Raw genomic sequence first — 21,192 nt, 5'->3', positions numbered from 1 at the left:
GCCGTTCCCGGCGGCCCGAGCGGGAAGTCAGTGCCGGAAATGGCGGTGGCCGGTGAACACCATGGCGAGGCCGGCCTCGTCGGCGGCCTTGATCACGTCGGCGTCGCGCATGGAGCCGCCCGGCTGGATCACCGCCGTGGCTCCGGCCTCCGCGGCCGCGATCAGGCCGTCGGCGAAGGGAAAGAAGGCGTCGGAGGCGACCACCGAGCCTCTGGCGAGGCTCTCCGCCGCACCGAGGCGCCTGGCGCCCTCGGCCGCCTTCCAGGCGGCGATGCGCGAGGAATCCACCCGCGACATCTGCCCGGCCCCGATGCCGACCGTCGCGCCGTCGCGCGCATACACGATCGCGTTCGACTTCACGTGCTTGGCGACCCGGTAGGCGAAGCGCAGGTCGGCGTATTCGCGCTCGGACGGCGCGCGCTGCGTGACGACCGTCAGGGGCATGTCGTCGACCACCGCCGCGTCGCGGGCCTGGACCAGGAGGCCGCCCGCGAGGGTCTTCACGGTCTCGCCGGCCCCGCGCGGGTCGGGCAGACCGTCGGCGAGGAGGAGGCGCAGGTTCTTCTTGCCCGCGACGATCGCGATCGCCTCCTCGCTGGCGTCCGGCGCGATGATCACCTCGGTGAAGATCTCGACGATCTTGCGCGCCGCCTCCGCGTCCAGGGGACGGTTGAGGGCGACGATCCCGCCGAAGGCCGAGGTCGGATCGCAGCTCAGGGCGCGCTCGTAGGCCTCGAGGAGGCTCGCACCCTCGGCGACGCCGCACGGATTGGCGTGCTTGATGATCGCCACCGCCGCCGACCGTGCCGGATCGAACTCGGCCACGCACTCGTAGGCCGCATCGGTGTCGTTGAGGTTGTTGTAGGACAGCTCCTTGCCCTGGAGCTGGCGCGCGGTGGCGACGCCCGGGCGCGGCAGCCCGGAAGACCGGTAGAACGCGGCGCTCTGGTGCGGGTTCTCGCCGTAGCGCAGGGGCTGGGCGAGGCTGCCGCCGAAGGCGCGATAGGCGGGCGTCGCCTCGCTCTCGATCTGTCCGGCGAGCCAGTTGGCGATGGCCGCGTCGTAGGTCGCGGTGCGGGCATAGGCCTTCTGGGCGAGGCGACGGCGGGTCTTCTCGTGCAGGCTGCCGGCATTCGCCTCCAGCTCGGCGAGGAGGTCGCCGTAATCGGCGACATCCACCACGACCGCGACGTCGGCGTGGTTCTTCGAGGCGGCACGGATCATCGCCGGTCCGCCGATGTCGATGTTCTCGACGCACTCGTCGTAGGAGGAACCCTTCGCCACCGTCGCCTCGAACGGGTAGAGGTTGACCACCAAGAGATCGATGGCGCGGATCCCGTGCGCCGCGAGGGCGGCCTGATGCTCGGGGTTGTCGCGCACGGCGAGCAGGCCCCCGTGAACGCCCGGATGCAGGGTCTTCACCCGCCCGTCCATCATTTCGGGAAAGCCGGTCAGGTCGGCGACCTCGGTGACCCGGAGCCCGGCCGCGCTCAGGGCCTTGTGGGTCCCGCCGGTGGAGACGAGCTCGACGCCGAGGCGGTCGAGGGCGCTGGCGAACGCGACGAGGCCTTCCTTGTCCGAGACGGAGAGGAGTGCGCGGGTGACCCGCACCTGGTCATGCGACATGGCGTTGCGTCCGAAGGCAAGCGACGAGGAACTGACGGGCGCCTACCACGAAATTGTGCGCTGCGGCCAGTCGTCCCCACGGCCCTGCCGCGCCGTCGGCCGTGCCGCTCCTTCAACCCTGCCGTGTCGGGGCCCTGGCGAAGCCCCAGCGGACACGGGTGTCCTCGCTCACCGACAGGTAGAGCACGATCTGGTCGGTCCGCCGGGCGCCGGTGATCCCGGCGAAGTAGACGCTCTCCTCCAGGGCGACCGGCGCGCCCTCGGCCCCGAAATGCCAGACCTCGCCGATCGGCGAGGTGAGTTCGAGGCGTCCGTCGTCGAGGCCGCGCGCGGCGATGGCGGGATGCAGGTGGAAGCGCAAAGCCACCTCCTGCGGCCGGTGCCGGACCTTGCCCCGCTTGGCCACCGGCGGGCGCACGAAGGCGTCCTCGCCCTCGAGCAGGTTGCCGTTGCCGGTGAGGCGCCAGCGGCGTTCGTGGATGAGCCCGAGGTCGCGGGCATAGCCGTCGTGGCGCGCCGCCAGGATGGTGGCGCCCTCCTCCTTCGTGCGCTCCGACTTCACGTCGCGCGGGCCGCGCAGAATGACGGGGCCGATCCGGTGCGAGAGCCAGGTCACGGCCCAGCGCTCGTACCAGGCGCCCCCGCCGACCAGGAAACGGCAGGACGAGGTGTCGCCCACCGTGGCGGTGGAGTGGGCGGCCGTGCTGCGGGCGAGGCGACGCAGTTCGGGTCCGCTCGCGGGAAGGCCGCAATTGACGACGATGCGCTGCGGTCCGCTCGACATCTCGAAGGACAGGCACCCGGCGCCCGCGTTGATCGAGTCGGGCAGCGGGGGCGGCGCGCCGACATCGGCGACGACGAGGACGCGCCCGCCCTCCAGGCGCTCGTAGCCGGAATTCGGCGCGTGCATCATCGGCTGGGCCAGGGCGCCGTCGTAGACCAGGAGGGTGGCGAGGTGGTCGGCCGCCGTCGCGCCCATGCCGTTGAAGTGGCTGAGCGAGGCATCCGGATGCCGGAGCAGGCGCAGCAGCGGCAGCATCCGGTCGATGGCGTGCAGGAGCGCTTCCGGCGGGTCGACGCTGCGCGAGAGGAAGCTCTGGCGCAGGGGCAGCAGGTCGAGGAGCAACTCCATGGCGAAGCGCGGGTCGCGGCTGCGGTGGCCGCCGTCGCGCAGGATCTGCCGCTCGAGCTCGCGCACCAGGATGCGGGTGGCGCGGCGCAGGATCGGCTGGATCCCGTCGCAGCACAGGCCCGCGTAGCAGAGCGCCACCGCCGCGAGCAGGCGGCTCTGGGGCGAGATGCCCCGGCGCAGGTCGCCCTCGAGGTCGCGGGCCGTCTTGCCGAGGGCCTTCAGGAAAGCCTGGTAGAAGGCGTGATCGGCCCCCTCCAGGACCAGCGGCGATTGACAGAGGAAGGAGATCAGCCGGCGGGCCGCGACGGGGGTCGGCCGGGCGAGCGCCGCATCGCCGCGGCCGGCGATGAAGTCGGCCACGAAGGCGCGGGCATTGGCGCGGGCCAGGGCCGTGTCGGCGGCCCGCAGGTGGCGCAGCCACCCGAAGCCGTAGAGGATGTCGGCCCATTCCGGCGAGGGAGGCGCGTAGTCGAAGGGCGAGCGGCCGCTGACCGAGAGCGAGCGCCCGGCAAAGACGAACAGGCCGGCATAGATGTCGTCCGCGAAGGTCGCGTCGCTGGTGCGCAGGTCGTGCGGCGCGATGACGAGGGCGGTGACGCGGGCGCGGGCAAGAATGTCGGGCCGGCCGGTCACCCGGGCATAGGTGTCGCGCACCGAGCGCGCGATCTCGCGTCCGATCAGCCGATAGAAGCGCCAGCGATCAGCCCCCCAACGCACGCACTCTCCTCTTCCGCCGGCACGGCCGCGAGCCGGCGCCGCGTGGCGCCATGTCCGTTTGTGACTAGGCCGTGGGCCTTAACCTGCGGTTAACCTCAAGTCACCCGCCCCATCGGTGGCAGGCGACCTCACTCCGCCGGCCGCGCGGCGGCCTGGCGCACGGCCCGGGCGCCGCGGCCATCGGCGGCCTTCAGGGCCTTCCAGCTGTTCGGCTGCGCCACGAAGGCACGCAGCGCCGCGGTGTTGGCCGCGGCCTCCTCCGGCGAGAGGTCCTGGCGGGAGACCGCCTCCGCCTCGGAGAACTTGCCCTGGAGGCCGAGCACCAGGGCGAGGTTCTGGCGCACACGCGCGTCCGCCCGCGGCTGCTCGGCGGCCCGGCGCAGGGTCGCCTCCGCCAGGGGCAATTGCCGGCCGAGGGCGTAGGAGAGTCCGAGGTTCGACAGGATGACCGGATCGTCCGGCTGGATCTTCAGCGCCGCCTCGTAGAAGCCCTGCGCCCGGTTGTGATCGTCGAGCTGGTCGGCGACCGCGCCCTGCGCCGACAGCACGCGCCAATCCGGCCGGGCCGGCGTGTGGGCGTTCTGAAGGACGTCCGCCGCTTCCTGGAAGCGGCCGACCTCGGACAGGCTCTTGCCGTAGGCGGCGAGCACGGTGTTGTTCTTCGGGTTGCGCAGGGCCGCCTGCTGGAGGACCGCGACGGCCTGCGGCTTCTGGTTCGTGGCGCGCAGGGCCTGCGCGTAGCGGAGCGCCAGGGAGACGTCGTTCTGATCGGCGGCGTATTTCTCGCCCAGGGCCTCGACCTCCCGGCGGCTGATCACCGCGGGATTCTGCGGGCGGCCGAAGCCCGGCAGCGAAAGGCCGCCGAGGGAGCCGGTGGTCTCGGGGGACCGGGATTGGCAGCCCGCCGCGAGGGCGGCGAGGAGCGTCGCCGCCAGCAGCGGCATCGGGCGCACCCGGGAGAACGTGAACAGCGGCGTGACCATGACGCGCTCCGCGACGGCCCGATCGGGCGCAGGATTTGCTCGGGCGAACGCTTCGCGCCGCCTTTCCGCCGGTGATAGAGCGTTAACCCTAACCCGCCGTTAATCCGCCGCCCCTGCCCTCGCGAGACCCATGACCCAGACCCTGTCCCGCCTCGTCGCCGATCCGGGCGACGCCGTCCCGATCACCTGCGTCACGCCGGAATCCTGGTCCCGGGTCGAGGACGCGCTTCCGGCATCCCAGGCCGCCTATGCGCGCGCGACGGAGTTCGCGCCGAAGGCCGGGCGCATCGCCCTCCTCCCGGCGGCGGACGGACGGCTCGGCCAGGTGCTGTTCGGCCTGGGCGATGGCGGCGACCGGATGATCGCCGGCAAGCTGCCGGGCGCACTCCCGCCCGGCGCCTATCGCTTGACGTCCATGGACGGGTTCGATGCCGGCGCGGCGGCGCTCGCCTGGCTCCTCGGGAGCTACCGCTTCGGCCGCTATCGCGAGGCCGGCTCCGAACGTCCGGTCCTGGTGGTGCCGGAGGGGGTCGACGGCGAGGCCGTCAGCCGCATCGCCGAGGCGGTGGCGCAGGGCCGCGATCTCGTGAACACCCCGGCCAACGACCTCGGTCCGGCGGAGATCGAGGCGGCGGTGCGCGCCGTCGCCGGGCGCCACGGCGCCACCGTCTCGATCGTCACCGGCGAGGAGCTCGAGCGGGCGTTTCCCCTCGTCCACACGGTCGGGGCCGCCTCCCCGCGGGCGCCGCGCCTCATCGACCTGTCCTGGGGCCCGGTCGATGCGCCGCGCGTGACGCTGGTCGGCAAGGGGGTCGCCTTCGACACCGGCGGCCTCGACATCAAGCCCTCGAGCGGCATGCTCCTGATGAAGAAGGACATGGGGGGCGCCGCGGCGGCCCTCGCGGCCGCCGACATGGTGATGGGTGCGGGACTGAACCTGCGCCTGCGTCTGATCGTGCCGGCCGTGGAGAACGCCGTCTCGGGCGGCGCCTTCCGCCCGGGCGACGTGATCCGCAGCCGGGCCGGCCTGACCGTCGAGATCGGCAACACCGATGCCGAGGGACGGCTGATCCTCGCCGATGCCCTCGCCCTGGCGGATGCCGAAGGCCCGGAGCTGCTCCTCGACTTCGCGACCCTGACGGGCGCGGCGCGCGTCGCCCTCGGACCGGACCTTCCGGCGTTCTTCACCGAGGACGATGCCCTCGCCGCAGCGGTCTCGGAAGCCGGGATCGCCGTCGCCGACCCGGTCTGGCGGCTGCCCCTGCACAAGCCCTACGCGGGCCTGCTCGACTCGAAGATCGCCGACCTGAACAACGTCTCGGGCGGCCCCTTCGCGGGGGCGATCACGGCGGCCCTGTTCCTGCGCCGCTTCGCGCCCGGCACGCGGGCGCACGTGCATTTCGACCTCTACGGCTGGAATCCGTCGACCAAGCCCGGCCGGCCCGAGGGGGGCGAGGTCCAGACCGCCCGCCTCGTCCACGCCCTGCTCGCAGGCCGCTACCCGCGGGCCTGACCCGGCTCAGAGGCCCAGCATCGCCTTCTCGGATTCGTAGGCCGCGCGAACGGGCGCGGCGCCGTAGGTCCGCTCCAGCCGCCGCACGGTGAAATGCGCCCGGGCGGTGGACTGGAAGTGGTCCATGAAAGCGGCATTCACCGCCGCGCCGCCGACGGCGCCGAGGATCGGCACGGCCTGCGCCGCCACCTTCTGCGAGACGACGAGGCCGAAGCGCGCGGCGATCTGCGTCGAGAAGCGGATCAGGGCCGGCGCGGCCTCGTCGAGGAGCGCCCGGTTGCCGGCGTAGCGCGCAGCCTCGACCATCGTCTTGGCCAGCGCCGCGCGCACGGCGAAGTAGCCGCTCTCGGTCAGGGCGCTCCCGGCCGCCTCGCGACCGCCGAGGGCGAAGACCTGCACGCAGGCGAGCGCATTCTCGGGATCGGTCAGATCCTCCCCCTCCTCCTGCGCGATCTGGGCGATCGAGCGCAGCATCAGAGTCGTGGAGACAGGCAGTTCGACCGCGAGGGTGGCGAGGCCGAAGGCGCCCCCGACGGCGCCGGAGACGGCCGCCATCGCCTTGTGGCCGAAGGCGCTGGACGGCAGGTACTTCGCCAGGCGCGTGGCGGTGCGGACCGTAGCCGATTCCGTGCCGGCGGGGCCGGCCAGAAGCGGATCGGACGGGGCCGCGACGGTGATCTCGCCGCCGGTCGGCAGGGTCGCCAGGGCGACCTTGAGCGAGGCGCGCATGGCGCTCTCGGTCGCCTGCGACACCGCGTCGGTCACCGGCGCGGGCAGCGCCCGGCCGATCATGTCGAGGGGCGCACCGGCCACCGCCGAGAGCCGCGCGGCGAGCCCGGGCTTCTCCAGCGCCGCCACGGCGCGCCGGAGCGCCGCGCGATCGGCGTCGCTGAGGTCCGGGGCGCCGGGGGTGACGGCCGGAACGGTGCCGGTGTCGTCGACGAGTTCGATGTTGCTCACGTCTGCGCTCTCATCCGTGTGCCGGGTGGGGGCGTCCGGTCCGGCCCGCCCCGGATTGGTCGTTGCCGGTGGAAGCAAGGCCGGGACCCCGCGCATGGTTCCCGCCGATCTCGTCGCCGGCGGCGGCCTCCGGGCGGACCGGATCGGTCGCGGTCTCCTGCGCCGCGGCCGCCTTGCGCTCGCCCGCCCGGCCGACGAGGAGGCACAGGACGACCACCGGGATGCCGACGGCCGCCGTGAAGGCGAAGAACACCGGATAGCCGAAGGCCGCGACGATGTAGCCGGAGGTTCCGGCCACTAGCTTGCCCGGCAGCGCGTAGAGCGACGAGAACAGGGCGTACTGGGTGGCGGCGAAGCCCGGCGCGGTCAGGCTGGACATGTAGGCGATCAGCGCCATCCCGGCGAAGGACCCGCAGAAATTGTCGATGGAGATCGCGGCGGTGAGGCGCCAGACCTCCGGTCCGCCGAAGGAGAGCCACGAGAAGGAGAGGTTCGAGGCCGCGCCCAGGAAGGCACCGACCACGAGGGTGGGAAACAGGCCGAAGCGCGTCATCGCCCAGCCGCCCACGAAGGCGCCCGCGATGCCGACCCAGATGCCGTAGAGCTTCGACACCGCGCCGATCTCGACCAGGCTGAAGCCAACCTCCCGGTAGAGCGGGCTCGCCATGACGCCCGAGATGAAATCGGGCAGCCGATAGAGGGCGACGAGGAGGAGGATCGCCCAGAGTCCGGCCCCGAGCCGGGTGTGCAGTTCGGTGAGAGGCTCCAGGACGGCGCCGCGGAAGGTCCAGCTCCTCGCCGGTGCCGGCGAGGCCGCCTCCGCGGTCGCGCGGTCATAGGCCGGGGCGAGCAGCGCGGCGACGATGCCGACGCCCATCAGCCCCGCCATCGACAGGTAGGCGACGCTCCAGCCATAGGCGCTCGCGATGAACAGGGCGCCGGCGCCGGCCGACATCAGGGCGAGGCGGTAGCCGAGATTGGAGGTCGCCGCCATCACGCCCTGGAGGTCCGTGCCGGCCGCGTCGATGCGCCAGCCGTCGATGACTACGTCCTGCGTCGCGGCGCCGAAGGCGACCAGGAACGCCCCGAGGCCGAGAAGCGCGAGACTGGTGCCGGGGTCGGCGGAGGCCATCAGCGTCAGCGACAGGGCGACCGCGCACTGGGTCGTGATCATCCAGGCGCGCCGGCGACCCAGCCATCCGCTGAGCACCGGCACGTCGAACCGGTCGATGAGCGGGGCCCAGAAGAACTTCAGCGAATAGGGCAGCGCCAGGTAGCTGAACAGGCCGATGGATTTGACGTCGACGTCCGAGTAGGCGAGCCGCGTCGAGAAGGTTCCGAGCACCAAGAGCAGCGGCAATCCCGAGGAGAAGCCCAGCGCCAGCATCAGCAGGATGCGCGGATCCTCGACGATGTCTTTCAGGCGGAGACGGCGGCTCGGGCTGTCCAGCGCGTCGCTTTGGGCCATGGCATGGAACTCCTGAGGGCCGAAAGGCTTGATGCCCGCAAACCAAGCAGACCTTGGCGCCCGCCTGGGACGGGGGTAGCCGCCGGGCCGGCTTGCCGTGGCACATCGATTACCACCGACAGCATGCCTTCCGAAATCTTAACGCGAGGTCTCGCATCTTCCTGTTAGCGGTCCGACCGCCCTCCAGAGGTTCTCCGATCCAGGTGTTGACGGCGGGTCCGCCCGGCAGTTCAAATCCAGGTTCGCGTTCCAGTCGACAGGCGACCGGCCACCGTTCAGGTCGACAGTGCAGGTGTCTCGTCTTGGCTGAAGTCGATCATGACGCATAGGGAAACGCCGGCGACGGGACCCCGCGAGCTGGGTATCAGTTCAGGCGCGTTCGTGGCGGCCTTCACCGCGAGCCCGACGCCCATGGTCCTGACCGACCCGCATCAGGCCGACAATCCGATCGTGTGGGCCAACGACGCCTTCCTGTCCCTGACCGGCTACGCCTGGGAGGAGATCTCGGGCCGGAACTGTCGGATGCTGCAGGGTCCCGAGACCGATCCGCGCGCGGTGCGCCGCTTGCGCGAGGCGGTGGCCGCCGGCCGCCCGATCGAGATCGAGCTCGTCAACTACCGGAAGGACGGGACGTCGTTCTGGAACGGCATGACGGTGGCTCCCGTGCGCGACGAGACCGGCCGGATCGCGCATTTCTACTCGGCCCAGGCCGACATGACCGGCAAGTACCGGCACGAAGTCGCGATGAAGGATGCGCACGACGAGCTCGAGCGCCGGGTCAGCGAGCAGACGGCGGATCTGCGGGCTGCCCTCGAACAGAAGACGGCGCTGCTCCACGAGGTCGACCATCGGGTCAAGAACAACCTCCAGGTCATCTCCTCGCTGATGCTCCTCAAGGCGCGCCGGACGCCGCGCGGGGAGGCCCGGGACGCTCTTCAGGGCATGGCCGAGCGCATCGGGGCGCTCTCGACGGTGCACCGGATGCTCTACTCCACCGGGGACGTGACGCGCTTCGACCTGCGTGAATTCGCGGACGACTTCGTCTCGGAGCTGGTGGCCGGCCTCGATACCGACCGGACGGCCGTCAGCGCCGAGATCGACTCCATCGCCGTGTCCGCCGCGATGGCGGCGCCCCTGGCGCTGATGATGCACGAACTCGCTACCAACGCCGTCCGGCACGCCTTTCCCGACAGCCGGCCCGGGCGGATCACGATCACCGCCCAGCGCAGCGCGGACGGCCTGCGCATGCTGATCGAGGACGATGGGGTGGGTCTCGCGGGTGGAACGCCGAACCCGGCGGGGTTCGGCCGCTCCCTGGTGGAGATGGTGGTGCGCCAGCTTCGCGGTGTCATCGCCTGGAGCGATGTCGGGCCTGGAACCCGCGTCGAGATCGTGGTCCCCCTCGACGCGATCTCGCTCCAGAGCGCCATCACCGATCGGGCTCCCGGCCCCGAATGGGCTTCCCCATGACCGGGTCGCCGCTGCGCATTCTCGTGGTCGAAGACGAGGTCCTGATCGCCCTCGAACTCGAATGCCTGCTCGACGATCTCGGCCATGTCACCGTGGGTGTCGCCGGCAGTTCGGCCGAGGCGATCGCCCTCGGGCAGGCGACCGCGCCCGACGTGGCATTCGTGGACATCCACCTGATCGATGGTCCGACCGGCGTCGACGTCGCCCGCGCGCTCAGCGCCGACCCGAACGTCACGGTCGTGTTCATGACGGCGAACGCCAAGCGGATCCCCGACGATTTCGCCGGTGCCGTCGGGGTGATCGCCAAGCCCTACTCGGAGCGGGTGGTGGCCGGCGCCCTCCGGTACGTCGCGGACCGGCGGGCGGGCCTGGAAGCGACGGTCGAGGGCCTGGATGGCTTTCGCCTCGCCATCGAGGGAGCGGCAACGCATCGCCATCCGCCCGGCCGGTGAAGCCGGACGCGAGGGACGCGGATCTGTCTGACCGGTATCCGCCGCGGGCGGGCCGATGGCGTCTCGCCGGGGCCTGGACTAGCGGCTCGCGGCGGCGCCGCCCGTCGCCATGCTGCGGCGGCTCTCGGCCTGGCTGCTGACCTCGCCGTAGAACTTGTTCGCGTCGCCGAGCTGGATCGACGGCTGGCAGTTCGGCGTACAGGAGTAGGATTCCCGCTCCAGACCACGCTGGACGGTGATCACGGCGGCCTGCGGCGCCTGGACGCTGATCGTGGACTCCGCCAGCATCTGGCCCGTGGCGTCGAGGGCGATCAGGTTCGTGCTGCCGAAGCTCTTGCCGGTCAGGATCAGGATTCCGTTCCGCTGCAGGGCCACGTCGGCGATCATCGGATTGCCGACGATCACGGTCTGGGTCTTTTCCGGCAGGCGCATGACCTTGGCGTTGTCGACCGTCACCGCGACGGTAGTGGGCGGTGCATCGATCGCCTGGGCGCGCGCATGGGAGCAGCCGAACACGGCGTAGCCGCCCAGCATCAGAGCCGTCAGGACCCGGAGCGGAATATGCGATGGGTTGGATGGGGGGGGCATCGGACGCTCACTCGGACCGGACGGCACGACGCAAATCGTGATCGATCTCGGCGAGGAGGCACGCGCCCGGCTGCCGAGGCTTGATCCTCAGGAAGCACGAGCAGGGTAAACGAACCGATAACCGGACGTCTTCGCCACCGGTCCGGACGCATCGGCACGGATACGGGCACGGCGCCCGAGGTGAACTGAGATCGCGATGCAATCGGCCATCGCCGATCCTTGCGGAGCGGCGATGGCCGCCTGCGAAATCTTGGGCTTTACCAATGCTTCACTACAACGAGAGGCTCGCGGATCTGCCCCCGTTTCGGCGACTGATTTAACGCAATGGCAAGGGCCGTTCGGCAATATGAACCCGTCGCCGATCGAGACGCCCAGAGCGTGAACGGCACATTCACTCCCAGGGGAATTTTGCCATGACCACCATGTTCAAGCGTTTCGTGGCTGACGAGTCCGGCGCCACCGCCATCGAGTACGGCCTGATCGCCTCGCTGATCGCCGTCGCCGTCGTCGCCGTTCTGACCACCGTCGGCACCAACCTCAAAGCGACGCTGACCACTGTGGCGACCAACCTCAAGACCTCGTAATCGCGCTCGGCGCACCGCGCCTGTCGTTACGGTGCTGCGGAGCGCCTTCGATAGCCCGACCTGATCGGTTCCGAGGAGTATTGCGGTCATCCGCAATGCTCCTCGCTCCATTCGGCCGTGATCGCTTCTTCACACCGCGGTGCCCGGCCGATCCTGCCGGGTCCGGCGCGAGCATATCTCCGGAGGCCTCGATCGCTGGACCGATCGGGCCCTCCTCCCGCCTCGTCCGTCCACCAAGCGGCAGGACCGAAAGCGACATGGCCAGCGTCAGTCTCCTCGTCGTGTTTCCCTTCCTGATGGCCTATGCCGCCGCCAGGGACCTCCTGACGATGCTGATCCCGAACACGGTGTCGATCGCCCTGGTCGCGGCCTTCGTGGTCTTCGCCATCGCCGGCGGCCTCGGCTGGGACGACCTGGCGGGCCATCTCGGCGCGGGCGCCGCGACCCTCGCCGTCACCTTCACGCTCTTCGCCCTGGGGTTCATCGGCGGCGGCGACGCCAAGCTCGCGGCCGCGACGGCCCTGTGGATCGGCTTCGACCAGCTGGCCGGCTACCTGATCATCGCGTCCCTCGCCGGAGGCGCGCTGACCCTGACGCTTCTCGCCCTGCGCCTGCAGCCGCTCCCCTCCCCCGTCGCGCGTCTGCCCTTCGTCCGGCACCTGCACGACGCCAGGACCGGCGTTCCCTACGGCATCGCTCTCGCGCTCTCGGCCCTGGTGGTGATGCCCGATACGGCCATCTGGCTCCGCCTTGTCACGGTCTGATCTGCCCCTGCCTCCGGTTTCGGCATTCCTTCGCATCGATTACTCCTTGTTAACCGTAATTTGAGGAATGCGACGTCATTCTCGACCGACACGGCGATGTGCCGCGCAGGTTCGAGTTCGGCGATGAAACCAGCCAGACTGGCCGTCCTTGCCATAGCCCTCGTGGCAGGTGGTGGAGCGGCATTGTTGATCAGTGGGGAGGACAAGCCGGTGGTGCAGCCGGCGGCCGTCGTGCCGCCGCCCGTCGTGCCGATGACCGACGTCCTCGTCGCCGCCGCCGAACTGCCGATGGGGCAGAACATCCAGGCGCCGGACCTGCGCTGGCAGCCCTGGCCGAACGATGCCGTGACGACCGGCTACATCACCCGCACGAACGCGCCGAAGGGCATGGAGGAGATCGTCGGCTCGATCGCCCGGTCCGGCTTCCTCGCCGGCGAGCCGATCCGGCCCCAGAAGCTCGCCCGTTCCGACGGCGGCTTCATGGCGGCGATTCTGCCCGCGGGCATGCGCGCCGTGGCGATCACCATCGACGCGGTCGGCAGCAGCACGGCGGGCGGCTTCATCCTGCCCAACGACCACGTCGACGTGATCCGGACCTACCGGGACGACGATTCGGCACGCGGGACCGCCGAGGTCCAGCTCTCCGAAACCCTGCTCCAGGACGTGCGCGTCCTGGCCATCGGACAGGTCGTCCAGGAGAAGAACGGCAACACCGTCGTCACCGGACAGACGGCCACCCTGGCGCTGACGCCGGGCCAGGCCGAGACCGTGACCCTCGCCCAGAAGGTCGGGCAACTCTCGCTCTCGCTGCGCAGCCTGGTGGACAGCGGACGCAGCAGCGATCCGAGCCTCGAGAGCCGCCCCGAGACGGCCCTGACCGTGGTGCGGTTCGGCGTCGCGAAGCAGCAATCGCGACGCTGAGACCGGCGCCCGCACGATGACAGAGGACGCGTCGATGACCCTCTCCCCCTGGCCGGCCCTGCGGCGCGCCCCGCCGCTCGCCTGGCTCCTCGCCGGATTCCTGCCCTTCGCGGCCGTAAGCCCCGCATCCGCTCAGTCCCATGGCGGCCTGACCGCGGCACCCGTGCTGGCCGTCGGGGCCAACGAGGGGGCGACGTCGCGCCGGGTCGACCTCACCATGGGGCGCTCGCTGGTGATCGACCTGCCGCGCGACGCCAAGGAGGTGTTCGTCGCCAACCCGAAGGTGGCCAATGCGGTCGTTCGCTCGACCCGCAAGGTGTTCGTCATCGGCATGGAGAACGGGGCGACCTCGATCTTCATCATGGATGGCGAGGGCCGGCAGATCACCGCCCTCGACGTCACCGTGGCGCGCGACCTCAACGTGCTGCGCCAGACCCTGAACCAGAGCATCGCGGGCGGACGCTTCGACGTCCGCGCGGCCGGGGATTCGGTCGTCATGACCGGGACGGTGAATTCCGCATCCGAGGCCGCCCAGGCCCTCGACATCGCCAACGCCTTCGTGGGTGTCTCGGGCGTCGGTCCGGCCGCGCGGGGCGCCGTCATCAACAACCTCACGATCCGCGGCAAGGATCAGGTGATGCTGCGCGTCACCGTGGTCGAGGTCTCGCGCACGGTGCTCAAGCAGTTCGGCGTCAATCTGAGCGGCGGCTGGTCCGGCCTCAACCTCGTCAACACCACGCCGCTCGCGCTCAACGGCGGCGCCTTCCCGACCGGCAACCTGCTCGCGGGCACGATCAACGGCCCGGGCGGCGCGAACCTCACGGCCACCCTTCGGGCCTTCGAGCAGGCCGGCGTCTCCCGGGTCCTCGCCGAACCGACCCTGACGGCCATCTCCGGCGAATCCGCGACCTTTACGGCCGGCGGCCAGATCCCCGTCCCCTCGAACCTGAGCTGCACCTCCGTCGGGACCAGCACGATCCAGACCTGCGTGCCGAGCGTCAGCTACAAGGATTACGGCGTCAGCCTCAACTTCACCCCGGTGGTCCTGGCGGAGAACCGGATCTCGGTGCGCGTCGGAACCCAGGTCACCGAGATCGATCAGCAGAACGCCCTGAACCTGAACTTCACCGGGACCACCACCGCGGTGCCGGGCTTCACCGTCCGCAAGTCCGAGACCACGATCGAACTGGCCTCCGGCGCCACGATGATGACCGCCGGCCTGATCCAGCAGCGCAACAAGGCGGCGATCACCGGGCTGCCGGGCCTCATCAACCTGCCCGTCATCGGCGCGCTCTTCCGGTCCCGCGACTACCAGCGCCAGGAGACGGAGCTGATGATCATGGTCACGCCGTACATCGCGAAGCCGATGGAGCCGCGCCAGGTCGCCCGTCCCGATGACGGCTTCGTCGATGCCCAGGATGCGCAGGGCATCCTGCTCGGGCGCTTCAACCGCCTCTACGGGGTCGCCGGCGCCAGCCCGCTCGGCAGCGCCTATCGCGGCCGCGTCGGCTTCATCACCGACTGATCCGGCGCATCCCCGAACGATCAAGGTACCGCGGCCCCGGCCCCAGCAGGACCCTTCCCCGATGTCCCTCCCTTCCCTCCGCACACCGCTGGCTCTGGCAGCGCTGGCCGGCGTCGCCGCCCTGCTCGGGGCCTGCCGCGCCGATCCAGCCGCGACCACCGGCTCGCTCTACCCGGCCGATTATCGCGCGCGGCATCCCCTCGCCCTCGCCGAGGGCGTGCGCACCCTCGACGTCTTCGTGACCGGCACGGGCCATATCGATCCCCGCCAGGCCGCCGACGTCGACGCCTTCCTGCTGGAGTACCGGCGCTACGGGCGCGGCACGCTCGTCCTCGACGTTCCGGCCGGCGGCACGCCCGGGACCGCCGCCGCGGTCGACCGGACGGCCGCGGCCCTGCAGCGGATGAGCCTCGAGGGCGGCGTGTCCGGCCGTCAGGTCGCGGTCTCCCGCTACGTGGTGGCCAATCCGAACCTCGCTGCGCCCCTGCGGCTGAGCTTCCAGCGCATGGAGGCCAAGGTCGCCAGCCAGTGCGGGAACTGGCCTCAGGATCTCGGCGTCGGCGATCCGGCGTTCAGCGGCCGCAACGAGATCTACTGGAACTTCGGCTGCGCAACGCAGTCGAACGTCGCCGCGCAGGTGGCGGACCCGGTCGATCTCGTGCGGGCCCGCCCCGAAGGCCGCATCGACACGATCCGGCGCACCAACGACATCGGCAAGATCCGAGACGGCAAGGATCCGTCAATCGAATGGCGTCAGGATGGGAAGACCTCGATCAAGGCGCAGGTCTCGCAATAAGCGCGCTGGGCGGGCGCCCCGCTTCGCCCGCGACCTGACCCGTCCTCGCATCCGCATCGGCGGCAACCGGAACCGGAATTCTCCTCATGGCGGATCTGAACGAGACGTCCGAGCGCATCATCGCTCCCGTGCCGCGGATCACGATTCAGGCGTTCTGCGAGACGCAGGAAAGCGCGGCGCTGATCGAGTCGGTCGGCGCCGACCGGCGCATGCAGAAGGCGCACGTCAAGGTCCAGATGGGCGGTGGCGCCGCCGCGGTGGAGGCCTACCGGCACGCGCCGACGCCGAACGTCATCGTCATCGAGACGCAGGGCACGAAGTCCCGCCCCCTCGAGAGCCTCGATTCGCTGGCGGAGGTCTGTGACGAGGGGACGAAGGTCGTCGTCATCGGGCACGTCAACGACGTGGCGCTCTATCGCCAGTTCATCCAGCGCGGCGTGAGCGAATACCTCATGGCGCCGGTGCGCCCGATCGACCTGATCCAGGCGATCTCGGACCTGTTCACGGCACCGGGCGCCAAGCCGGTCGGTCGGACCGTCGCCGTCGTCGGCGCGAAGGGCGGGGTCGGCGTCTCCACACTCGCCCACAACCTGGCCTGGACGATCGCCCGGGAGCAGGACACCGCGACCGTCATCGCCGACCTCGACATCGCCTTCGGAACGGCCAGCCTGAACTTCAACCAGGACCCGCCGCAGGGCATCGCCGAGGCGGTGTTCGCGCCGGACCGGCTCGATTCGAATCTCCTCGACCGTCTCCTGTCGAAGTGCAGCGACAACCTCTCGCTCCTCGCCGCGCCCGCCACCCTCGACCGCACCACCGATCTGGCCGAGCCGGCCTTCGATCACCTGCTCGATCTGCTGAGGGCCGCCGTGCCCTGCGTCGTGCTCGACGTCCCCCACCAGTGGACGGCCTGGTCGCGCCGGCTGATGATCAGCGCCGACGAGATCCTCATCGTGGCGAGCCCCGAGCTCGCCGCTCTGCGCAACGCGAAGAACCTCCTGACCCTGCTGCAGCAGAATCGTCCGAACGACCGCAAGCCGCGCATCATCCTCAACGGCGTCGGTGTTCCCAAGCGCCCCGAGATCGCCTCGGCCGAATTCGCGAAATCCCTCGATACGACGATCACGGCCGCGATCCCCTTCGACGCCGCCCTGTTCGGCACGGCGGCGAATAACGGACAGATGATCGGCGAGGTGCAGTCCGGCGCGAAGGCGGCCGAGATCTTCTCCTCCCTCGCCGCCGCGATCACCGGCCGCGCCGAATTGCGGCGCGCACGGCCGAACCTGTTCGAGCCCCTGCTCTCCAAGCTCGCGCGGCGTAAGGCCTCGTGATGCGCCAGCCGGTTTCGCACAACCCGACCGCCAGGAGGCCGCCCCATGTTCGGTAGACGATCCGGCAGTGCGGCGGCGGCGGCGGCGCCGCGTCCCGTAGCCGTCATCGCCACGCCGCAGGTCTCGCTGCCGGTCCACGACGATTCGGCTCTCCGCCCGAAGGTGGAGGCGCCGCGTCGTCCCGAACCCGTGGCCGTCACGGAGACGGTGAAGTCGGAGGACTACTTCCGCACCAAGAGCATGATCTTCGGTGCGCTGATCGAGGCGATCGACCTGTCGCAGCTCTCGCGCCTCGATGCCGAGTCCGCGCGCGAGGAAATCCGCGACATCGTCTCGGAGATCATCGGGCTCAAGAACATCGTCCTGTCGATCGCCGAGCAGGAGGAACTGCTCGACGACATCTGCAACGACGTGCTCGGCTACGGCCCCCTCGAGCCGCTGCTCGCCCGCGACGACATCGCCGACATCATGGTCAACGGTGCCAGCCGGGCCTTCATCGAGGTGGGCGGCAAGATCCAGCTCACCAATGTGCGCTTCCGCGACAACCAGCAGCTGATGAACATCTGTCAGCGGATCGTGAGCCAGGTCGGCCGGCGCGTCGACGAGGCCTCGCCGATCTGCGACGCGCGTCTCCCCGATGGCTCCCGCGTCAACATCATCGCCCCGCCGCTGGCGATCGACGGGCCGGTGCTCACCATCCGTAAGTTCAAGAAGGACAAGCTCACCCTCGACCAGCTCGTCACCTTCGGGGCGATCTCGCCGGAAGGCGCCCGCATCCTGCAGATCATCGGCCGCGTCCGCTGCAACGTCGTGATCTCGGGCGGTACCGGCTCGGGCAAGACCACGCTGCTGAACTGCCTGACCCGCTACATCGACGAGGACGAGCGCATCATCACCTGCGAGGACGCGGCCGAGCTGCAACTCCAGCAGGCGCACGTGGTCCGCCTCGAAACCCGGCCGCCCAACATGGAGGGGTCCGGACAGGTCACCATGCGCGACCTCGTCAAGAACTGCCTGCGCATGCGGCCCGAGCGCATCATCGTCGGCGAGGTCCGCGGCCCGGAGGCCTTCGACCTCCTGCAGGCGATGAATACGGGCCACGACGGCTCCATGGGAACGCTGCACGCCAACTCGCCGCGCGAGGCCCTGGCGCGTATCGAGTCGATGATCACCATGGGCGGCTTCAGCCTGCCCTCGCGCACGCTGCGCGAGATGATCTGCGGCTCCATCGACGTCATCGTGCAGGCCACCCGCCTGCGTGACGGCTCGCGCCGGATCACCCACATCACCGAGGTGATGGGGCTCGAAGGCGACGTCATCATCACGCAGGACCTGTTCCTGTACGACGTGCTCGGCGAGGATGCGAACGGCAAGCTCATCGGGCGCCACCGCTCCACGGGCATCGGCCGGCCGCGCTTCTGGGAGCGCGCGCGCTACTACGGCGAGGACGAGGCCCTCGCGGCCGCCCTCGATGCCGCGAGCGCCGGTGGGAGCGCCCTGTGAACGCCAGCGGCCTCGCCCTCGCGTCCGGCCTCCTCGCGCTCACGGCCGGCGGGCTCGCCTACGTCTTCGTGTTCCCCTACCTCTCCGGCGAGAAGCGGTCCGCCGAACGCCGCCGGACCGTCAGCGTCGTCGCCGCGCCGGGGAGCCGGACCGCGACCGTCAGCCGCCGCGAGCAGGTCGCCAAGAGCCTCAAGGAAGTCGAGGCCAAGCGCGAAGGCACCAAGGTCACGCTCGAACTGAAGCTCGCCCGGGCCGGTCTGTCCTGGTCCCGGAATCAGTTCTTCGTCATCTCGGTGGTGATGGCGATCGTGTTCGGCTTCGCGATCCTGGTCACGACCGGCAATCCGCTGGCGGGTCTCGGCGCGGTGTTCGCCGGCGGCTTCGGCCTGCCGCTCTGGCTGGTCGCCTATCTGCGCAAGCGCCGGATCAAAGCGTTCATCAACGAGTTGCCGACCGCCATCGATATCATCACCCGTGGCGTGCGCGCCGGTATCCCGGTCGGCGACTGCTTCCGGATCATCTCGCGGGAGGCCGAGGAGCCGATCCGCAGCGAGTTCCGGCAGGTCGTGGAGGCCCAGACCCTCGGTCTCTCCCTCGGTGAGGCCCTTTTGAAGATGCACGAGCGGGTGCCGGTCTCCGACGTGAACTTCTTCGCCATCGTGATCAGCATCCAGGCGAAGTCCGGCGGCAATCTCTCCGAAGCATTGGCCAACCTCTCGCGGGTGCTGCGCGAGCGCAAGAAGATGGCCGGGAAGATCCAGGCGATGAGCATGGAGGCGAAGGCGTCCGGCGGCATCATCGCGGCGCTGCCCTTCATCGTCGCGACCCTGACCTACCTGTCGAGCCCGGATTACATCTCGCTCCTCTGGCGCACCGATATCGGCAAGCTCGCCCTGGTGGCCTCCGCGATCTGGATGTCGTTCGGCGTCTTCACGATGAAGAAGATGATCAACTTCGACGTCTGAACCGCCCCGCCGCAAGACGCCCCGCCGCAAGACACCCCGTCACCCAGAATCCTCGTCCGGTCGGATCGTACGGAGACACCGCATGCTGGATCTCATCGCCGCGAAGGTCACCGACCCGCGATTTCTCGGCACCGCCCTGGCGGCGGTCGCCGCGGCTGCCACGGCGTTCGCGCTGCTCCAGCCGATCCTGGAGCCGGACCGTCTCGGCAAGCGCATGAAGCTGCTGGGAGAGGAGCGCGAGGAGATCCGGCGCCGCGAGCGCGAGCGCATGAGCTCCAAGGCGACCCTGCGGGTCGCGCCGAAGGCCTACATGAAACGGGTGGTGGAGCAGTTCAACCTGAACCGCTGGCTCGGGACCGAAACCTCCCGGAAGCAGCTGATGATGGCGGGGTATCGCTCGCCCGGCGCGGAAACCGGCTTTCTGTTCTTCCGTCTCGTGACCCCGATCGTCCTCGCCGTCGTCGCGATTTTCTACGTCTTCGTCCTCGGGGTTCTGGACCAGCCCTTCGCGATCCGGACGATGATCGTGATCGCGGTTCTCCTCCTCGGCATCAAGGCGCCCGAACTCTACCTGCACAACTGCGCCAACAAGCGCCAGACCGAGATCCGGGCGGCCTGGCCGGACGCCCTCGACCTGACGCTGATCTGCGTGGAATCGGGTATGTCGGTCGAGCACGCCTTCCGCCGCGTCAGCACCGAGGTGGTGGGGCAGTCGATCGTCCTCGCCGAGGAACTCGCGGTCCTGACGGCCGAGCTCTCCTACCTTCCGGATCGACGGATCGCCTTCGAGAATCTCGCCAACCGCATCGGCCTCGACCAGATCAAGGCGGTCACGACCGCCCTGATCCAGGCCGAGCGCTACGGGACGCCCGTGGGCCAGGCGTTGCGGGTCCTGTCGCAGGAGAGCCGCGACATGCGCATGAACGAGGCCGAGAAGAAGGCTGCCGCCCTGCCGCCGAAGCTGACGGTGCCGATGATCCTGTTCTTCCTGCCCGTTCTGTTCGTGGTCATCCTGACCCCGGCGATGATCCAGATCTTCCGATAGGGCGCGGCCGGCGACACGGCCTGGACCCGGACGTCTCACAGGATGGGGAGGCGCGCAGACCCTTCGTGAATCGAGGATGTTCGGAGCTTCGGAATCCTGCCATGCGGTCGGCGTGCTTTCTGACCCCGTCACCGGATTCTGCATGAACGACCTGACCTACGCGATCGGCGACATTCACGGCTGCGCAGGCGCGCTGCTCCGGCTGCTGCGCCGGATCAACGTGCATCGGGCCGGCCGTCCCGCCCGGATCGTCTGCCTGGGCGACTACGTGGACCGCGGTCCCGAGAGTGCCCAGGTGATCGCGATCCTGAGACATCTTCAGGGCGACGCCCCCAACGCCATCACCTGCCTCCTGGGCAATCACGAGCAGATGATGCTGGATGCCTATCGTGACGCGCTCGGTGCCACGGTCTGGCTGACCAATGGCGGCCAGGAAACGCTGCAATCCTTCGGGATCGCGGATCCGGAAGATTTTCCGCACGACGTCCTGACCTGGCTCTCCCTCCTGCCCACCGTTCACGAGGATGCCCTGCGCTACTACGTGCACGCGGGCTTTCGGCCCGGACGCCAGGGGATCGATCCGGACGTGTCCGCCCGCCTCTGGATCCGCGAGCCGTTCCTGAGCGCGGCCTTCGACTTCGGAAAGCACGTGGTCCACGGGCACACTCCGCAGACGAGCGGCGTGCCGGACCAGCAGGCGTTCCGCACCAACCTCGACACCGGCTGCGTCTACGGCGGAGCTCTCACCGCCGGGATCTTCGACGAGACCCGGCCCGGCCCCATCGGCTTCCTCCAGGTCGATCGTGACGATGGGTCCGACCGCTGAACCGCGGCCGAGACCTTGCCGTC

19 protein-coding genes are annotated in these 21,192 nt (G+C 70.0%); 13 read left to right on the top strand and 6 right to left on the bottom strand.

Translation table 11 applies throughout. From position 1 onward, the window contains the following. Positions 1-27: 27 nt before the first annotated feature. From purH to ASF49_RS13520, 3 genes are all read right to left on the bottom strand, one after another. On the bottom strand, positions 28-1,626 hold the full coding sequence (purH, locus tag ASF49_RS13530) for a bifunctional phosphoribosylaminoimidazolecarboxamide formyltransferase/IMP cyclohydrolase (RefSeq protein ID WP_056473580.1): 1,599 nt from the start codon (positions 1,624-1,626) through the stop codon (positions 28-30). A 112-nt stretch (positions 1,627-1,738) separates the two neighbouring features. Next, entirely contained in the window at positions 1,739-3,475 is a 1,737-nt protein-coding gene (locus tag ASF49_RS13525) for a heparinase II/III family protein (protein WP_056473578.1), read from the bottom strand. Positions 3,476-3,603: 128 nt separating this feature from the next. After that, positions 3,604-4,458: a CDC27 family protein gene (locus tag ASF49_RS13520; protein ID WP_056473575.1), complete on the bottom strand. Its 855-nt coding sequence runs from the start codon at positions 4,456-4,458 to the stop codon at positions 3,604-3,606. Between the two features lie 130 nt (positions 4,459-4,588). Between ASF49_RS13520 and ASF49_RS13515 the strand changes: the two genes are divergently transcribed. Continuing rightward, positions 4,589-5,971 carry a leucyl aminopeptidase family protein gene (locus ASF49_RS13515; protein ID WP_056473573.1) on the top strand — a complete coding sequence of 461 codons (1,383 nt, stop codon included), beginning with the start codon at positions 4,589-4,591 and terminating at the stop codon, positions 5,969-5,971. A 6-nt stretch (positions 5,972-5,977) separates the two neighbouring features. On the opposite strand, the gene ASF49_RS13510 is transcribed toward ASF49_RS13515, so the two are convergent. Then, complete coding sequence (locus ASF49_RS13510; protein WP_056473571.1) at positions 5,978-6,931, bottom strand: EcsC family protein; 954 nt, start codon at positions 6,929-6,931, stop codon at positions 5,978-5,980. Positions 6,932-6,941: 10 nt separating this feature from the next. Next, positions 6,942-8,399, bottom strand: coding sequence for an AmpG family muropeptide MFS transporter (locus ASF49_RS13505; RefSeq protein WP_056473569.1), 1,458 nt, complete (start codon positions 8,397-8,399; stop codon positions 6,942-6,944). Between the two features lie 318 nt (positions 8,400-8,717). On the opposite strand from ASF49_RS13505, the gene ASF49_RS13500 reads away from it, so the two are divergent. Both ASF49_RS13500 and ASF49_RS13495 read left to right on the top strand, forming a co-directional pair. After that, the gene (locus tag ASF49_RS13500) at positions 8,718-9,869 is read left to right on the top strand and encodes a PAS domain-containing protein (protein WP_056473568.1); all 1,152 of its coding nucleotides are present in this window, start codon (positions 8,718-8,720) and stop codon (positions 9,867-9,869) included. Continuing rightward, complete coding sequence (locus ASF49_RS13495) at positions 9,866-10,321, top strand: response regulator (protein WP_056474378.1); 456 nt, start codon at positions 9,866-9,868, stop codon at positions 10,319-10,321. Before ASF49_RS13500 ends, ASF49_RS13495 begins: the two co-directional genes overlap by 4 nt. A 78-nt stretch (positions 10,322-10,399) precedes the next feature. On the opposite strand, the gene ASF49_RS13490 is transcribed toward ASF49_RS13495, so the two are convergent. After that, positions 10,400-10,855, bottom strand: a complete 456-nt coding sequence (locus ASF49_RS13490; protein ID WP_156653042.1) for a pilus assembly protein N-terminal domain-containing protein — start codon at positions 10,853-10,855, stop codon at positions 10,400-10,402. A 467-nt stretch (positions 10,856-11,322) separates the two neighbouring features. On the opposite strand from ASF49_RS13490, the gene ASF49_RS13485 reads away from it, so the two are divergent. The 10 genes from ASF49_RS13485 to ASF49_RS13440 all read left to right on the top strand — a co-directional run bounded on the left by ASF49_RS13485 (position 11,323) and on the right by ASF49_RS13440 (position 21,169). Then, positions 11,323-11,493, top strand: coding sequence for a Flp family type IVb pilin (locus tag ASF49_RS13485; RefSeq protein ID WP_056473566.1), 171 nt, complete (start codon positions 11,323-11,325; stop codon positions 11,491-11,493). A gap of 257 nt (positions 11,494-11,750) precedes the next feature. Then, positions 11,751-12,257: an A24 family peptidase gene (locus tag ASF49_RS13480; protein WP_056473565.1), complete on the top strand. Its 507-nt coding sequence runs from the start codon at positions 11,751-11,753 to the stop codon at positions 12,255-12,257. A 123-nt stretch (positions 12,258-12,380) separates the two neighbouring features. Beyond that, positions 12,381-13,178: a Flp pilus assembly protein CpaB gene (gene cpaB / locus ASF49_RS13475; protein WP_056473564.1), complete on the top strand. Its 798-nt coding sequence runs from the start codon at positions 12,381-12,383 to the stop codon at positions 13,176-13,178. Between the two features lie 34 nt (positions 13,179-13,212). After that, positions 13,213-14,703: a type II and III secretion system protein family protein gene (locus ASF49_RS13470; RefSeq protein ID WP_156653004.1), complete on the top strand. Its 1,491-nt coding sequence runs from the start codon at positions 13,213-13,215 to the stop codon at positions 14,701-14,703. A gap of 61 nt (positions 14,704-14,764) precedes the next feature. Further along, the gene (locus ASF49_RS13465; protein WP_056473558.1) at positions 14,765-15,499 is read left to right on the top strand and encodes a CpaD family pilus assembly protein; all 735 of its coding nucleotides are present in this window, start codon (positions 14,765-14,767) and stop codon (positions 15,497-15,499) included. 86 nt (positions 15,500-15,585) lie between these two features. Then, a complete protein-coding gene (locus ASF49_RS13460) occupies positions 15,586-16,830 on the top strand; it encodes an AAA family ATPase (protein WP_056473556.1) in 1,245 nt (414 codons plus the stop codon). A 45-nt stretch (positions 16,831-16,875) separates the two neighbouring features. Further along, positions 16,876-18,333, top strand: coding sequence for a CpaF family protein (locus ASF49_RS13455; protein ID WP_056473552.1), 1,458 nt, complete (start codon positions 16,876-16,878; stop codon positions 18,331-18,333). Next, complete coding sequence (locus ASF49_RS13450; protein WP_056473550.1) at positions 18,330-19,298, top strand: type II secretion system F family protein; 969 nt, start codon at positions 18,330-18,332, stop codon at positions 19,296-19,298. The genes ASF49_RS13455 and ASF49_RS13450 overlap by 4 nt, the downstream gene beginning before the upstream one ends. A gap of 82 nt (positions 19,299-19,380) precedes the next feature. Continuing rightward, entirely contained in the window at positions 19,381-20,343 is a 963-nt protein-coding gene (locus tag ASF49_RS13445) for a type II secretion system F family protein (RefSeq protein WP_056473547.1), read from the top strand. Between the two features lie 142 nt (positions 20,344-20,485). Beyond that, positions 20,486-21,169, top strand: a complete 684-nt coding sequence (locus ASF49_RS13440) for a metallophosphoesterase family protein (protein ID WP_056473545.1) — start codon at positions 20,486-20,488, stop codon at positions 21,167-21,169. Positions 21,170-21,192: the final 23 nt, after the last annotated feature.

Source organism: Methylobacterium sp. Leaf104 (assembly GCF_001422885.1).
Lineage (GTDB): Bacteria > Pseudomonadota > Alphaproteobacteria > Rhizobiales > Beijerinckiaceae > Methylobacterium.
This window is presented reverse-complemented; position numbering and strand designations above follow the sequence as displayed.